Source organism: Nonomuraea sp. NPDC048916 (assembly GCF_040649575.1).
Classification (GTDB): Bacteria; Actinomycetota; Actinomycetes; order Streptosporangiales; family Streptosporangiaceae; genus Nonomuraea.
The window spans coordinates 116,390-132,366 of sequence record NZ_JBEZFS010000018.1; the positions used below are offsets into that span (position 1 = coordinate 116,390).

Annotated in this window: 13 protein-coding genes; 5 read left to right on the forward strand and 8 right to left on the reverse strand. The window is 70.8% G+C overall.

Translation table 11 applies throughout. The features are described 5' to 3' along the window. The first annotated feature begins 77 nt into the window (after positions 1-77). On the forward strand, positions 78-206 hold the full coding sequence (locus tag AB0C16_RS21490) for a hypothetical protein (protein WP_357685463.1): 129 nt from the start codon (positions 78-80) through the stop codon (positions 204-206). A 23-nt stretch (positions 207-229) separates the two neighbouring features. Then, the gene (locus AB0C16_RS21495) at positions 230-1,069 is read left to right on the forward strand and encodes an alpha/beta hydrolase (RefSeq protein ID WP_357685465.1); all 840 of its coding nucleotides are present in this window, start codon (positions 230-232) and stop codon (positions 1,067-1,069) included. Between the two features lie 89 nt (positions 1,070-1,158). Here the strand turns inward: AB0C16_RS21495 and AB0C16_RS21500 are convergent, their stop codons facing one another. Then, a complete protein-coding gene (locus AB0C16_RS21500; protein WP_357685467.1) occupies positions 1,159-2,349 on the reverse strand; it encodes a methyltransferase domain-containing protein in 1,191 nt (396 codons plus the stop codon). 228 nt (positions 2,350-2,577) lie between these two features. Between AB0C16_RS21500 and AB0C16_RS21505 the strand changes: the two genes are divergently transcribed. Next, positions 2,578-3,816 carry a cytochrome P450 gene (locus AB0C16_RS21505; protein WP_357685469.1) on the forward strand — a complete coding sequence of 413 codons (1,239 nt, stop codon included), beginning with the start codon at positions 2,578-2,580 and terminating at the stop codon, positions 3,814-3,816. Positions 3,817-3,851: 35 nt separating this feature from the next. On the opposite strand, the gene AB0C16_RS21510 is transcribed toward AB0C16_RS21505, so the two are convergent. After that, complete coding sequence (locus AB0C16_RS21510; protein WP_357685471.1) at positions 3,852-5,519, reverse strand: hypothetical protein; 1,668 nt, start codon at positions 5,517-5,519, stop codon at positions 3,852-3,854. A 420-nt stretch (positions 5,520-5,939) separates the two neighbouring features. Between AB0C16_RS21510 and leuS the strand changes: the two genes are divergently transcribed. Next, complete coding sequence (leuS, locus tag AB0C16_RS21515; protein ID WP_357685473.1) at positions 5,940-8,423, forward strand: leucine--tRNA ligase; 2,484 nt, start codon at positions 5,940-5,942, stop codon at positions 8,421-8,423. A 25-nt stretch (positions 8,424-8,448) separates the two neighbouring features. On the opposite strand, the gene AB0C16_RS21520 is transcribed toward leuS, so the two are convergent. The 3 genes from AB0C16_RS21520 to AB0C16_RS21530 form a co-directional block, all read right to left on the reverse strand. Next, positions 8,449-9,414 (reverse strand): TIGR03557 family F420-dependent LLM class oxidoreductase, encoded by a 966-nt coding sequence (locus tag AB0C16_RS21520; protein ID WP_357685475.1) that lies wholly within the window; start codon positions 9,412-9,414, stop codon positions 8,449-8,451. 35 nt (positions 9,415-9,449) lie between these two features. Continuing rightward, positions 9,450-9,899 carry a hypothetical protein gene (locus AB0C16_RS21525; RefSeq protein ID WP_357685477.1) on the reverse strand — a complete coding sequence of 150 codons (450 nt, stop codon included), beginning with the start codon at positions 9,897-9,899 and terminating at the stop codon, positions 9,450-9,452. 88 nt (positions 9,900-9,987) lie between these two features. Next, a complete protein-coding gene (locus AB0C16_RS21530; RefSeq protein ID WP_357685479.1) occupies positions 9,988-10,170 on the reverse strand; it encodes a hypothetical protein in 183 nt (60 codons plus the stop codon). A gap of 89 nt (positions 10,171-10,259) precedes the next feature. Between AB0C16_RS21530 and AB0C16_RS21535 the strand changes: the two genes are divergently transcribed. Further along, positions 10,260-13,454: a PDZ domain-containing protein gene (locus AB0C16_RS21535; RefSeq protein WP_357685481.1), complete on the forward strand. Its 3,195-nt coding sequence runs from the start codon at positions 10,260-10,262 to the stop codon at positions 13,452-13,454. A 90-nt stretch (positions 13,455-13,544) separates the two neighbouring features. Here AB0C16_RS21535 and AB0C16_RS21540 read toward each other — a convergent pair whose 3' ends face one another. The 3 genes from AB0C16_RS21540 to AB0C16_RS21550 all read right to left on the reverse strand — a co-directional run bounded on the left by AB0C16_RS21540 (position 13,545) and on the right by AB0C16_RS21550 (position 15,956). Continuing rightward, positions 13,545-14,555, reverse strand: coding sequence for an aminotransferase class I/II-fold pyridoxal phosphate-dependent enzyme (locus AB0C16_RS21540; RefSeq protein ID WP_357685483.1), 1,011 nt, complete (start codon positions 14,553-14,555; stop codon positions 13,545-13,547). Positions 14,556-14,911: 356 nt separating this feature from the next. After that, positions 14,912-15,619 carry a transcriptional repressor LexA gene (gene lexA / locus AB0C16_RS21545; protein ID WP_357685484.1) on the reverse strand — a complete coding sequence of 236 codons (708 nt, stop codon included), beginning with the start codon at positions 15,617-15,619 and terminating at the stop codon, positions 14,912-14,914. Positions 15,620-15,647: 28 nt separating this feature from the next. Further along, the gene (locus AB0C16_RS21550) at positions 15,648-15,956 is read right to left on the reverse strand and encodes a hypothetical protein (protein ID WP_357685485.1); all 309 of its coding nucleotides are present in this window, start codon (positions 15,954-15,956) and stop codon (positions 15,648-15,650) included. Positions 15,957-15,977 lie beyond the last annotated feature (21 nt).

The following is a 15,977-nucleotide window of genomic DNA, read 5'->3' on the forward strand; positions in this document are numbered from 1 at the left end:
TCGCCGGACCAACGTGATCCTCGGCAACGCCGACCCCCGAGTACACCGGCCTCTCTCCCGACTTCAGCCGCGTCAACGTGGCCCGCGGCCTGGTCAAGCTGCTGCACGCGGGCTTCTCGCTCAACCGCCTGGCCGCCCGCCTGGGCGACGAGCGGCGCACTGGTGACCGCGCAGGCCTGATCGGTTTCGCCGTGTTCCCGTGGTGAGGCGAATGCTAGGTTTCGCAGTCATGGAGATCAGGACCGTCCACGCCAATGGGGTGGAGTTCGCGTATCTGGCCGTGGGGGAGGGGCCGCTGGCGTTGTGCCTGCACGGCTTCCCCGACACCGCGCACACCTGGCGGCATCTGATGCCGGCCCTGGCCGAACGCGGCTACCGGGCGGTGGCGCCGTTCATGCGCGGCTACGCGCCCACCGAGGTGCCCGCCGACGGCGCCTACGAGGGCGCGGCGCTCACCGCCGACGTCATCGCCCTGCACGAGGAGCTCGGCGGCGACGGGAGCGCGGTCGTCGTCGGCCACGACTGGGGCGCCTTCCCCGTCTACGCCACGGCCGGCCGCTTCCGCCGGGCCGTCGCCATGGCCGTGCCTCCGGCGTCCGCCCTGTTCCCCGGTTTCCTGGAGTACGACCAGCTCAAGCGGTCCTTCTACGTCTTCCTCTTCCAGACCGGCCTGGCCGAGGCGGCGGTGGCCAACCCCGGTTTCCTGGAGAAGCTCTGGGCCGACTGGTCGCCCGGCTACGACGCCGGCCAGGACCTGGAGTTCGTCCGGCGCAGCATCGGCGAGCCCGCCAACCTGGCGGCGGCCATCGGCTACTACCGGGCCATGCTCGGCACGACGCCGCCCTCCGGCCGTTACCCGGAGCCCTCCCCGACCCCCACCGGGCCCGTCCTCTACCTGCACGGCGCGCGCGACGGCTGCCTCGGGCCCGAGTTGGCCAAGGGCGCCCTCGACCACCTGCCCGAGGGGTCGAGGGCCGAGCAGGTCGCCGGCGCCGGCCACTTCCTGCACCTCGAACGCCCCGACGAGGTCAACCACCTCATCCTCGACTGGCTCGGCCCCGCCGCCTGAGGCCCGTGACGCCGCCCCGCCGCAACCGGCGCCGCCCTCTGAGCATCACGGGACGCCGCCTCGCCGCAACCGGCGCCGCCCTCTGAGCATCACGGGACGCCGCCTCGCCGTGGCCGGGGCCGCTTCCTGAGCACCGCGATCACCGGATGACGGCCCGCCAGGCTCACCTCCAGCGTCCGCTCCACGTCGAAACCGGGCGGGACGCCGGTCGCGCCCGGCGCGCCCTCGTGCAGGAGCGCCACCGCGATCCCGTCGTCGGCCAGCACGCGGTGCGTCTCCCGCCACAGCAGCCCGGCGTCCCGCGCCAGCGACCCCGCCGGCGCCACCTGCCGCCCCCAAGGCGGATTCACCAGGACTCGATCCACACCGCCGTCCGGCACCGGCAGCCGCCCGGCGTCCCCCAGAGCCCACGCGAACGGACCCGGGAGGCCGGACGCCCATGACGCGGCGCGGCCCGCGTTGGCGGCGGCGATGTCGAGGGCGAGCGGGTCGCGGTCGACGCCGAGGAGACGAGCGCCCGGGGAGAGCGCGTGCGCCTCGATGAGCGTGGTGCCCGCGCCGCAGCACGGGTCCAGCACCGTACCCGTCCCCTCGCCACCCGTCCCCTCGCCACCCGCCCCGCCGACACCCGCCCCGTCGAGTCCGGCCAGCCGGGCCATCGCGGCGGCCACCGGCGGATGCAGCGTGCCGGCGACCGTGCCCAGTTTGTACGGGCGGCGATGCAGTGGCCGGTCGGCCACCCGCAGGGCGATGACCGCCTGATCGTCCTCGACCGTGACCCGCCAGGCCACCGACCCGCCGGGCGGCACCCCGCCGTCGCGGCGCGAGTGGTAGGGCAGGCCGAGTGGCGCGGCGAGCGCCGCCCCCACGCTGTCCTCGAGCTCGAAGCGCGTGTAGTTGCGCCGCCCGACGAAGGACGCCGACACCTCCACGCCCGCCGGGCGAGGCGGGCCCGCGTCCTGCCGTATGTCCACGCCCGCCTGGCGAGGCGGGGTCGTGATGCGCCGTCTGAGCCGCATCAGGCTGGGGACGTCGATCTCGCGGGCGGCTCTCCCGAGACGCCCCAGGGCGCTCCTGTCGCGTCCGATCCCGCCGACCACGGCCGCCACCAGCAGCACGTCATCGGCCGTTCGCAGGCCCAGCAGCCCGGGCCCCGGCTCGGCCGTCTCGAACCACACCTCGCGGTGGCGCGTCGCGCGCACCCGTCCCAGCGTTCGAACTTCCGCGGCCACCAGGGGCTCGATGCCACGCACCGCCCTGGCCACGGCATGTGTGTGCACGTGTCCTTCTCCCACGTCGCGACTCGGGACGGCGGCCGGCCGTCCCGCATCGCCGGCGGTGGGTCGTCCACGGGCCCGCCGGCGGATCGCTAACGCAGGTGGAAGAAGAAGAACACGCCACCACCCTAGCCCTTTCGGGATCTTGGAAGCGACAGATTTTCCGAGAGATGGACGTACGGCGTACGTCGAAGCATTGACGTACGTGTCCGCTATTCGAATGATTGTCTTATGAGCGTGGATTTCGACCTATCCGACCAACATTTCTGGGCCCGGCCCATGCCTGAGAGGGAGGAGGCGTTCGACCGGCTGCGTGAGCTCGAGACACCGGCCTTCTTCGAGGAGATGGAGATCAGCATCGCCCCCAAGGGGCCCGGCTACTACGCGCTGGTCAAGCACGCCGACATCGTCGAAGCCAGCCGCAACGCCGAGGTCTTCTGTTCGGGCGACGGGGGAGCCACGAACATCCCCGACATGCCCGCCGAGTTCGCCGAGTACTTCGGCTCCATGATCAATATGGACGATCCCCGTCACGCCCGCCTGCGCCGGATCGTCTCCCGGGCCTTCACGCCCAAGATGATCAAGCAGTTCGAGGCCGACGTGGAGACCGCGGCGGTGGAGATCGTCGACGACCTGCTGGCCAAGGGCCCGGGCGGCGACTTCGTCACCGACGTCGCCGCGCGGCTCCCGCTGAAGATCATCTGCGACATGATGGGCATCCCCGAGCGGGACTACCGGTTCGTCTTCGACCGCTCCAACATCATCCTGGGCGGGTTCGACCCCGAGTACGCCGGCGACGACCTCACCAAGGTCGCCGAACGCCTGCTCACCGCCGGCATGGAGCTCCAGCAGCTGGTGCAGGACCTGGCCGCGCACCGCGCCGACAACCCCACCAACGATCTGACGTCCTCCCTGGTCAACGCCAACATCGACGGCGAGCGGCTGACGATGCAGGAGCTGGGCTCGTTCTTCATCCTGCTGGTCGTGGCGGGCAACGAGACCACCCGCAACGCGATCTCGTACGGGCTCCGGCTGCTCACCAAGAACCCCGACCAGCGGGCGCTGTGGCTGGAGGACATCGACGGCCGCGCGCCCGGCGCGGTCGAGGAGATCGTCCGGCTGGCCTCACCGGTCAACTTCATGCGCCGCAAGGTGACCAGGGACCACGAGATGAACGGTCACCTCTACCGCAAGGGCGAGAAGGTCGTCCTCTACTACTGGGCGGCCAACCGGGACCCCGCGGTGTTCGACTCGCCGTACGCCTTCGACATCACCCGCAGCCCCAACCCGCACGTGGGCTTCGGCGGCCCGGGCCCGCACTTCTGCCTCGGGGCGCACCTGGCCCGGCGCGAGATCACGCTCATGTTCCGCGAACTGCTGCGCCGCGTGCCGCAGATCGAGGGCGGCAAGCCCGACCGGCTGTACAGCAGCTTCATCAACGGCATCAAGCACATGGAGTGCCGCTTCTAGCGTTCCAGCGCGAGGGGCGCCGCGCGGCCGGGCTACTACTGCGCGGCGACCTTCAGCTGCTTGACCACCGTGTTGATGTCGGGCAGCAGTTGCTTTCCGGTGGACGGCACCGACATGTACACCATCGACGGGACGTCGTTGCCGGTGTTGACGGCGATCGTGACGATCGTCGCGTTCTGCGTGTCCGAGGTCAGCGAGTAGGCGATCAGGCGGCCCGTGGCGTCGCCCACCTTGAGCGGCTGCTGGGCGATCTTGCGGACCTGGTTGCCGGCCGGGAAGAAGCTCTTGCGGGCGTTCACCACGACCGCCTTGATCACCGGCTCGAGATCGTCGTCGGAGGTGTAGGCCGACGCCATCCTGGCCGGCAGCGGGCCCGTGAGCAGCTCGGCGTAGGTGTCGCCGACCTTCGCGTACTGACGGGTCTCGAAGCCGTACGTGGCCTGGACCGTGCTGCGCTGGTCCAGTTGCCAGGCGCCGCCGAGCCGCGGCACCGAGACGTCCGCCGTGGGGCTCTGCACGACGCCCACGACCGGGGCGGCCTTGCCGGCGTAGGTCCGCAGGCGGCCGATCGAGTTGGACGTCTTCTTGGGGGGCGCGGTGGTCGACGCGCTCGGCTGGGCGGCCGCGGTGCTCTCCCCGTCCCCCGACAGCGGGCCCGCGAGGAACGCCCAGAGCAGGGCGACGACGAGGGCCACCGCGACGGATCCGGCCAGCGCGTAGATCCAGATGGGCCTGCCCGTGTCGTCCAGCGACTCCGGCTCGCCCATGGAGTGGTAGTCGTCGCCGAAGACGGTGTCCCAGAGCTCCTGCTGCCGCTCCGGCGGCGGGGTGCGCGAGCCGCTGATCTGGCCGGCCGTCACGAACGGGCGGTCGGGGTCGGACGGGTCGCGGCTCAGGTTGGCGCCCGGCCTGCCGTGCCTCGGCTGCTGCTCGGCGGCGGGCTGCTGGCCGTAGGTGCCCATGTGCTCGTCGGTGGGGTGCTGGCGCCCCTGCGGCGCCGCCCGCTCGTCCGGCGGAGTCGCCCCGCCGTACGCGGGCTGCTGCATCGTCCGCTCGTCGAACGCCGGCTGCTGCATGGTGCGCTCGTCGAACGCGGGAGCGCCGCCATGCGCGGCCTGCGGCGCCCGGGTCTCCGGTACGGGGGCCGCGGCGGGTGCGGCCTGGTGCCGCTGGTCCGCCTGCGGCCAGGGGGCCGGGGAGTTGAGGTTGGACCAGCCGGTCGAGGCGGGCGGCGCCTCCTGCCAGGCGGGCATGGGATCCCGGCGGCCCGGCTCCGGCCACGACTGCTGCGACTGTTGTGACGGTGCCGTCGCGTCGGGCCAGGACGGCTGCTGCGCGGGACGCCCGGCGTCGGGCCACGGCTGTTGTGATGGCGAGGTGGCGTCCGGCCAGGACGGCTGCGCGGATCGCGAGTCGTCGGGCCACGGCTGTTGTGATGGCGCGGTCGCGTCGGGCCAGGACGGCTGCTGCGCGGGACGCCCCGCGTCGGACCACGGCTGTTGTGATGGCGAGGTGGCGTCCGGCCAGGACGGCTGCCGGGGCGACTGCGTGGCCTCGCCCCGCGCGTCGGGCCAGGACATGGGGACATCGGCGTGGCCTCCGGCCGGCCAGGAGGTGGGCACGTCCCGCTGAGGAGCCTCCTGCGGCGGCACTTCGGGCCAGGACTGTGGCAGGTGTGGTGCTCCGGAATTCTCCGTTGCCATTGCTGCCATACCTCCTGGTGGTGTTTTGTCCGCATTTGACGCATCGGGCATGATCTCAAGGGATTTTCCAGGAGACCCAGCACGTTCCGCAGGGAAACGGGCGAAGCCGTGCGGATCAGTGGGCGGGTCCTGCATCGGCAGGCCGTCCACTGATCGTTCTGGCTCGGCTGGGTACACCACGGCGAAGAGAGTAATCTAAAGGGACATATGAGGTCACAACGGATACGTCACCATCAGGTCTCACCAGACCTGAAGTGCCCATTGTGCCCGGCTACCTCGATCGAGTATCGGCATTCCATCGAAGAGGTGCGCTAGGCTTGACTTATGCGTTCCGCGACCCTGCTTCTTAGCGGGCCGCGACGGCCCTGAGAGATCTCGCCGTCGCGGCTGCCCCTCGTCACGCGCACGAGGGGTTTTCTTATGGGTCTGAGTCAAGCCAGAAGGACAAACGCCGTGAGTGAGTACGATCCGCAGGCGCTGCAGGCCAAGTGGCAGCAGCGGTGGGAGGAGCTGGACCCGTTCCGGGCGGGCGAGGACGCCGCCGACCCCCGGGAGCGGCGCTACATGCTCGACATGTTCCCCTACCCCTCCGGTGACCTCCACATGGGGCACGGCGAGGTGTTCGCGATCGGTGACGTCGTCGCGCGCTACTGGTTCCAGAAGGGCTACAACGTCCTGCACCCGATCGGCTGGGACTCCTTCGGCCTGCCCGCCGAGAACGCCGCGATCAAGCGCAACGCGCACCCGGCCGAGTGGACCTACGCCAACATCGAGACGCAGGCCAACTCCTTCAGGCGCTACGCGATCTCCTTCGACTGGACGCGCCGCCTGCACACCAGCGACCCCGACTACTACCGCTGGAACCAGTGGCTGTTCCTCCGCTTCTTCGAGCGCGGCCTGGCCTACCGCAAGGGCGGCCTGGTCAACTGGTGCCCCAACGACCAGACCGTGCTGGCCAACGAGCAGGTCGTGGCCGGCAGGTGCGAGCGGTGCGGCGCCGACGTCATCCGCCGCGAGCTGACGCAGTGGTACTTCAAGATCACCGACTACGCGCAGCGGCTGCTGGACGACATGGCCCAGTTGGAGGGCGGCTGGCCCGAGCGCGTGCTGACCATGCAGCGCAACTGGATCGGCCGCTCCGAGGGCGCCGACGTGCTGTTCGAGATCGAGGGCCGCGAGGAGCCGGTCCACGTCTACACCACGCGCCCCGACACCCTGTTCGGCGCGACGTTCTTCGTGGTCGCCGTGGACGCGCCGCTGGCCGACGAGATCGTCACCGACGAGCACCGCGAGGCGTTCGAGGCCTACCGCGCCGAGGTGGCCAAGCTGAGCGACATCGAGCGGCTGTCCACCGACAAGGAGAAGACCGGCGTCTTCCTGGGCCGCCACGCGATCAACCCGGTCAACGGCGAGCGCATCCCGGTCTGGGCGGCCGACTACGTGCTGTCCGACTATGGCCACGGCGCCATCATGGCCGTGCCCGCCCACGACCAGCGCGACCTCGACTTCGCGATGAAGTTCGGGCTGCCGGTGAAGGTCGTGGTCCACACCGGCCTGGCCGACCCGGGCGAGACCGGCGAGGCCACCCCGGGCGAGGGCAGGCTGGTCAACTCCGGCCCGCTCGACGGCCTGAGCAAGACCGACGCCATCGCCAAGATCATCGACGTTCTGGAGGTCGAGGGCAGGGGCACGGGCGCGGTCAACTTCCGGCTGCGCGACTGGCTGCTGTCCCGCCAGCGCTTCTGGGGCACGCCGATCCCGATCATCCACTGCGGCGACTGCGGCGAGGTGCCCGTCCCCGACGAGCAGCTGCCCGTCAGGCTGCCCGACCTGCGCGGCGAGGCGCTGGCACCCAAGGGCGTCTCCCCGCTGGCCAGCGCCACCGAATGGGTCAACGTCGAGTGCCCCAAGTGCGGCGGCCCCGCCAGGCGCGACACCGACACGATGGACACCTTCGTCGACTCGTCGTGGTACTACCTGCGTTACTGCTCGCCCGGCTACACCGACGGCCCGTTCGACGTCGAGCAGGTGCGCAAGTGGGGGCCGATCGACCAGTACGTCGGCGGCGTCGAGCACGCGGTGCTGCACCTGCTCTATTCGCGGTTCTTCACCAAGGTCCTGCACGACATGGGCATGGTCGACTTCACCGAGCCGTTCCTGCGGCTGCTCAACCAGGGCCAGGTGATCAACGGCGGCAAGGCGATGTCCAAGTCCCTGGGCAACGGCGTCGACCTGGGCCAGCAGATCGACGCCTACGGGGTCGACGCGGTCCGCCTGACCATGGTGTTCGCCGGGCCGCCCGAGGACGACATCGACTGGGCCGACCTCTCGCCGGCCGCGTCCCAGAAGTTCCTGGCCCGCGCCCTGCGCGTGATGGACGAGGCGGCCGGCGAGCCGGGCGTGGCCTTCGAGGACGGCGACCTGGAGCTGCGCAAGTTCACCCACCGCACGATCGACGAGGTCACCAAGCTGGTCGAGTCACACCGCTTCAACGTCGCGGTGGCCCGCCTGATGGAGCTGACCTCGGCGGCCCGCAAGGCCATCGACGCGGGGCCGGGCGCCGCCGATCCCGCGGTGCGCGAGGCCGCGGAGTCGCTGGCCGTCATGTTGTCGCTGGTGGCGCCCTACACCGCCGAGGAGGGCTGGGAGCGGCTGGGCCGCAGTGGCTCGGTCGCGCTGGCCGGCTGGCCGGTCGCCGAGCCGGCCCTGCTCGTCCAGGACTCCGTGACCTGCGTCGTCCAGGTGGCGGGCAAGGTCCGCGACCGCCTGGAGGTCTCGCCCTCCATCGCCGAGGACGACCTCCGGGCCCTGGCCCTGGCCTCGGAGAAGGTCAGGGGCTACCTGTCGGGCCCGCCCCGCAAGGTGATCGTGCGGGCGCCCAAGCTGGTCAACATCGTCCCCTGACGCCGCGGAGGCCACGGCCGGCGCCTCACAGGGCGCGCAGCGCCGGCAGCAGCTCCCTCTCGGCCCAGCCGAAGAAGGGCTGCTGCCGGTCGTGCCCGATCTGCACCAGCGCGACGTGCGAGTAGCCGGCGTCGGCGTACTCCTTGACGGCCTCGACCACCGCGTCCACGTCGGCGCCGCACGGCACGGTCGCGGCGATGTCGTCCGGCCGGACGTACTCCGCGTAGGCGGCGAAGTTCACCGGGCCGGGCAACTCGGCCATGACCTTCCACCCGGCCGCCGACCAGCGCCACAGCCGGTGGGCGCGTTCCCTGGCCGCCTCCGCGTCGGTGTCGTACGACAGGGCGAGCTGCCCATACACCGGTTTGCCCGCCCCGCCCACGGCCTCGAACCGGCCGACCACCTCGGGCAGCACCTCGTTGATGATGAGCGCGTCGGCGAACTCGCCCGCGATCGAGGCCGACTCCCGTCCGGAGGCGGCGACGCCGATCGGCACGGGGGTATCCGGCAGGTCGTACAGCTTGGCCGAGTCGATGTCGTAGAACTCGCCCTGGTAGGTGACGTAGTCGCCGCCGAACAGCTCCCGGATGATCTCGATGGCCTCCCGGAACATCCGGTGCCGGGTGTCGGCGGGCGGCCAGCCCTCGCCGATGACGTGCTCGTTGAGGTTCTCGCCGGCGCCGAGGCCCAGGGTGAAGCGTCCGTTGGTGAGCACGCCCATGGTGGCGGCCTTCTGCGCGACCACGGCCGGGTGATAGCGCATCGTCGGGCACGTCACGTACGTCATGAGCGGGAGGTCGCCGGTCGCGTGGGCGGTCGCCCCGAGCACCGACCAGGCGTAGGGGGAGTGCCCCTGCTCCTCCACCCAGGGAAAGTAATGATCGGAGATCACCGCGTAGTCGAAGCCGATCCGCTCAGCCGTGACGGCGTCGTCCACGAGCTGCCGTGCGGGCGTCTGCTCGCACATCAGGGTGTATCCGATTTGCACCATGTCGTCCTGCATGCCCGGAATTGACGGAATTTAGGTCAAGGGCACTGGAGATCAATGATGGTGCGTGGCTCGGCGCTGAGCTCGTCCAGGACCAGCCCGAGCCCGATGCCCATCAGCCAGACGTCCTTGGCCAGTGCGATGCCGTTCTGCGAGGGGCGCAGGCTGCCCTCCTGGCGCATGCCCGGCGTCTTGAGGTATAGGCCGAGCAGCCCTCCGGCGAAGGCGGTGAGCGCGGCGCCCGCCACCAGCGACGGGACCGCCGGGATCAGCAGCGCGACGCCGACCGCGATCTCCACCTTCGACAGCAGCTTGACGAACTGCTCCGGATCCTTCCCGCGCAGGAACGGATAGGTGCCGGCGGCCATGCCGAGCAGCCCCACCGCGGTCTCCTGGTCGGCCTTCGCCTTGTTGAGGCCCGAGTTCAGGATGTATGCGCCGGTCGCGATCCGGGGCGGAAGCTGGTAGGCGCGAGTGAAGAGCTTCATTGATTCCTCACAGGATGCGAAGTGGTTTCACATTCCTGCCCGTGGCGTCCTGGCACATCCCTGCCCAAGCCCGAATTGACCGGGAATTTCATAGTTCAGAGAGCAGTTCCGGCTTCTTGGCCTGGCACTCCTCCTCGGTCGGCAGGCGTCCGTCCGTCCGGTTCCCGCGGCAGACGGGCACCTTCATCGTCCGCTCGTAGCGTATTCGCCGGGCGTCCGCCTCGAAGGTCCAGCAAGCGCCGATTCCGCGGAGCACGTCGGGCAGGTCCACGGCCTACGGCCGACAGGAGCGCCCTTCTGTCCCCCCTGGCGGACGATAAGTCAGCTCAGACTTTCGGCGGACGGCATTAGTGTGCACGTGTGACAACTGGCGCATACCTGAGATATCCGCATCTACACGGTGACCTGGTCACCTTCGTCGCCGACGACGACGTATGGCTGGCCCCCGTGGCGGGCGGCAGGGCCTGGCGGTTCACCGCCGACCGCACCCCCGTCTCCCACCCCAGATTCTCGCCCGACGGCACCCGCATCGCCTGGACCAGCAACCGCGAGGGGACACCCGAGGTGTTCGCCGCCGAGGTCGACGGACCCGAGGGCGACCGGCTCACCCACTGGGGCAGCGCGACGACCGGGTCCCGCGGCTGGAGCGCCGACGGGAACGTGCTCGCCGTCACCGCCGCCGGCGAGGGCGGCCGCACCAGGACCTGGGCGCACGCGGTGCCGCTCGACGGCGGCCCGCCGGTCCGCCTGCCGTACGGGTGGGTCAGCGACGTCGCGATCAGCGGGAACGCCGCGGTCGGGAACGCCGCGGTCGGGAACAGGGTGGCGACCGTGTCGCCGATGTGGCGCGAACCGTCGCAGTGGAAACGGTATCGGGGCGGCACCGCGGGCAAGATCTGGGTCGACCTCGAGGGCGACGGCGAGTTCGCCCGGCTGTTCGCCGACAGCACCGCCCAGTACTGGTCGGCCCTGTGGGTGGGCGACCGCCTGGCCTTCCTGGCCGACATCGACGGCACCGGCAACCTCCACTCCTCCCTGCCCGACGGCTCCGACGTGCGCAAGCACACCGCTCACGCGGAGTTCTACGCCCGCCACGCCGCCACCGACGGCCGGCGGGTGGTCTACAGCCACGCCGGTGACCTGTGGCTGCTGGACGACCTCGACGCCGAGCCGTACAAACTGGACATCAAGCTCGGCGGGCCGCGACCGGCACGCGCGAAGCGCCCCGCGCCGACCCGCGTCGGCTCCTTCTCGCCCGACCCCACCGGGCGGGCCAGCGCGGTCGAGATCCGCGGCACCGCCCACTGGGTGACCCACCGTGACGGCCCCACCGGCGTGCTGCGCGCGCAACCCGGAGTCCGCGTACGGCTGCCCCGCGCGCTCGACGCGAGCGGCCGGAGCGTCTGGGTGTCGGACATCACCGGTGAGGACGGGCTGGAGGTCGGCACCCCCGGCGGCGACATCCGCACGCTGGCCGCGGGCGAGCTCGGCCGGGTGCTCGACCTCGACGCGTCCCCCGACGGCAAGCACGTGGCGGTGGCCACCCACGACGGGCGGCTGCTGGTCGTCGACCTCGAATCCGGCCAGCTCAGAGAGCTCGACCGGACCACGCAGGGCGACATCAGCGGGCTCACGTTCTCGCCCGACTCGGCCTGGCTGGCCTGGGTGCACCCGCACCACGAACCGCTGTCGCAGATCAAGATGGGCCGCGTCGACGGCTCCTCCATCATCGACGTGACCCCGCTGCGCTTCGCCGACTCCGACCCGATGTTCACCCGGGACGGCAAGCACCTGGCGTTCCTGTCGGTGCGGACCTTCGACCCGGTCTACGACGCGCACGTGTTCGACCTGTCCTTCCCCGCGGGCTGCCGGCCGTACATCGTGCCGCTGCAGGCCACGACGTCCTCGCCGTTCGACCCCTGCCTGCAGGGGCGCGGGTTCAACGGCGAGGACGACAAGCCCGCGTCCGACGAGAAGAAGAAGGACGACACCCCGCCGCGCACCGAGGTCGACCCGGAGGGGCTCGCCTCACGCGTGGTGCCGGTGCCCGTGCCCGCCGGACGCTACGGCAACCTGCGCACCGCCAAGGACGCCCTGCTCTGGCTGCGTCACCCGCTCTCCGGCCAGCTCGGGGACGGCACCGAGCCGTCCAGCGAGGTCGTCCTCGAACGCTACGACCTCAAGAAGCGCGCCAAGTGCGAGCTGGCCAGAGAGCTACGGGCGTTCGAGGTGAGCGGCGACGGCACCCGCCTCGTCGTCACCGGCAAGAACGGCCTGCAGACCCGGTCCGCCGCCGAGAGCGACGAGGTCGTCTCCATCGACCTCGACCGGATCGCGCTCCAGCTCGACCCGGTCGCCGAATGGCGGCAGGGCTACCACGAAGCCGGACGGCTCATGCGCGACCACTTCTGGCGCGCGGACATGAACGGCGTCGACTGGCAGGCCGTGCTCGACCGCTACGCGCCGCTCGTCGAGCGGATCGGCGCCTACTCGGAGCTGATCGACCTGCTCTGGGAGGTGCAGGGCGAGCTCGGCACCTCCCACGCCTACGCCCGTGCCAGCGGCTCGGCCATCGACCCGCGCCGCCGCCAGGGCCTCCTGGGCGCCGACGTGGTCAGGGACGAGGAGGGAGCGTGGCGGATCGCGCGGATCCTGCCCGGCGAGTCGTCCGACCACGACGCCCGCTCGCCGCTGCTCGCGCCCGGCGTCGCCGTCCGCGAGGGCGACGAGATCGTCGCGGTGGGTGGCCGCCAGGTCGATCCCGTCCGCGGCCCGCTCGAATGCCTGTCCGGCACCGCCGACCAGCCGACCGAGATCACCGTACGGCCCGCGTCCGGCGGCGAGCTGCGCAGGGTGGTCGTCACCCCGATCCCCGACGAGACCCAGCTGCGCTACCACGACTGGGTGGAAGGACGACGGGCCTTCGTCAGGCGGGCTTCCGGCGGGCGCCTCGGCTACCTGCACGTCCCCGACATGGTGGCCTCCGGATGGGCCCAGTTCCACCGCGACCTGCGTACCGAGATGGCCCGCGAGGGGCTCGTCGTGGACGTCCGCGAGAACGGCGGCGGGCACACGTCGGAGCTCATCCTGGAGAAGCTGTCCCGGCGCGTCACCGGCTGGGCGCACGTCCGCGGCTACGAGCCGATGCGTTATCCGGAGGACTCGCCGCGCGGCCCCATCGTCGCCGTCACCGACGAGTTCGCGGGATCCGACGGCGACATCGTGAGCGCGGGCATCAAGAACCGCGCCATCGGCCCGCTGATCGGCACCCGGACGTGGGGCGGGGTGATCGGCATCGACTCGCGCTACTCGCTCGTCGACGGCACGGTCGTGACCCAGCCGCGCTACTCGTTCTGGCTCGAGGGCCCAGGGTGGGGCGTGGAGAACTACGGAGTGGACCCCGACATCGAGGTGGTCATCACACCCCAGGACCGCGTCGGCGGGCGGGACCCGCAACTGGAGAAGGCGGTCGAGCTGGCCCTGGCCGCCCTCGACGAGCACCCCGCCGCGACGCCCCCTGAGCTTCCGCCCCCGACCTGGTCGTCCCGGACCTGACCCTCGAGACCTTCGGGACCTTGGGATCTTCGGCCTCCGATCCGGTCCACCGCTGTGGCGGCGGACCGGATGGGCAGGCCGGCCGGTGGGCTATCCGGCCTGGGCGAGCCGGTTGAGGATCTCGGTCAGGATGGGCTCGGTGGTGGCGAAGTTCAGCCGGACGTGGGTGTCACCACCGGGTCCGAACAACGCGCCGTCGTTCAGCAGGACCTTGGCCTCCCGCTCCAGCACCTCCGCCATGCCGGGCCGGCCGTAGTCGAGCCACGCCAGGTAGGTGGCCTCCGGGACGCGGTAGCCGACCGCCCCGGGCAGGCGTTCGGCGATCGTCCGGCGGTTACGGTCGAGCAGGGCGAGGGTCTCCCGGAGCCAGGCGTCGCCGTGCCGCCACGCTGCGACCGTCGCCTCCACCCCGAACAGGTTGGCCGACCCGTACACGAAGGGCGGTTGCCCGTCCAAGGCCTTGCGCATCTCCGGCGAGCCGACATGGGCCACCGAGCAGCGGATCCCGCCGAGGTTGAACGCCTTGGTGGCCGAGGTCAGGGTGACGGTCCGGTCGGGCAGGATGGTGGCGAACGGGATGTGCTCGTACGGGTCGTAGACGAGGTCGGCGTGGATCTCGTCTGAGATGACCAGCAGGTCGTGCCGTTCGGCGTGCTCGGCCAGACCTTCCAGCTCTTCACGCGAGAAGACGCGGCCCGTGGGATTGTGCGGGTTGACCAGCAGCAACACCCGGCAGCCCGACAGGTCGGGCACCTCGAACCGCCACGAGTCGCCCTCGGGCCGCATCTGGATGGCGTGGAGCGGGCGCTCCATGGTGGCCAGGGTGCCGAGGAACGGGTGATAGGCCGGGGTGTGGACGGCCACGCCGTCGCCGGGCCGGGTCCAGACGTGCAGGAGCACCTGGAGTGCCTGGTTGAGATCGGTGTAGCTGCGCACATGCTGGGGATCGGCCTCCCAGCCGTACCTGGTGGCCATGCGTTCGGCGAACGCCTCGGCCAGGGGACCGCACTGAGGACTCACCAGCCAGGTCGGGTATCCGAGATCGCCTTCGGCACGGCGTCGCAGTGCTCGGACGACCTCGGGGGCGGTGGGCAGGTCCATGTCCGCCACCCAGGCGGGAATGACTCCTGGTCCAGCCTCCGCCCACTTCAATCCATCATGTCTTGCTTTAAGGTCGTTTAGCCGGATTTCGTCACTCACGGGCTCAGTCTAGATCTCCTTCGCGGCCGGTCCCAGGGCATGGCGGGAACATCACCCTCCGCCGCGAGCGGTCGCGAGCGGTCGCGAACTCGGCGAACCTTCCGCTAAATGCGGACATTTCAGGATTTATGATCAAGCAAGCGATGACGATGGCGTTGGTGATCGGCTCGGTTCTGGGAGGGGCCGGCGTGGCCCGTGCGAGCACCACCGACGGCGCGGGCGTCGAGGACGCCGCGCGCCGCGGCAGGCGCCGACGGTCAGAGGCGGCGCAGCACCGCTACGACCTTGCCCAGGACGCTGGCCTCGTCGCCGGGGATCGGGTCGTAGTTGGGGTTGTGGGGGACCAGCCAGACGTGGCCGTCCTTGCGCTTGAACGTCTTGACCGTGGCCTCGCCGTCGATCATGGCGGCCACGATGTCGCCGCTCTCCGCGACCGGCTGCTGGCGTACGACGACCCAGTCACCGTCGGCGATGGCGGCCTCGATCATGGAGTCACCGGCGACCTGCAGGAGGAACAGGGTGCCCTCGCCGACCAACTGCTTGGGAAGGGCGAAGACGTCCTCGACGCTCTCCTCGGCGAGGATCGGGCCACCGGCGGCGATCCGGCCGACCAGCGGCACATAGGCGGCCGTGGGGCGGCTGACCGAGGACTCCTCGCTGCTGGCCTCGGGATCTACCCAGAGGACAGGCTCACCCGGCAGACGCACCTCCAGCGCACGCGGCCGGTGGGGGTCGCGCCTCAAGTAGCCCTTGCGCTGCAACGCCGTCAACTGGTGCGACACGCTGGACGTGCTGGTCAGCTGCACGGCCTCGCCGATCTCACGCATGGAAGGCGGATATCCGCGCTGTTGCACCGAGTCGCGAATCACTTCGAGGATCTTGCGCTGCCTGGGGGTCAGCCCCAGAGAGTCACGCCGCCGCACCGCGAGGTCAGTGACCCCGTTAGCGTCATCCCGCTCGCTCATGCTCTTCCTCCTCGCCCGGCTGCCCGCCTCACCGGCGAATCTTCCGGTCCGTGGTCTCCATGTCGCACACAGCGACCGTATCGCCATTGAAGATCATCTTCAAACAATTGTTCGAGTCTTCCTCGAAAATGTTGGCAGCGTGGTGTACAACATCGTACGGGAGTTCGATCGACACCGTGTTCGATTCGCCGATCTTTATTTGGCCATTTCCCCGGGCCGCGACGGTGTGGGAGGTCCATCCGTGCGAACCACCAGGATCACAGACACCACCGGAGACGACGTCAAGCGGCCTGCCCGCGTCGCCGACCTCCCCCGGAGCCGTCGCGAGATCGCGCACCCCGAGGCCGACGCGCCGGGC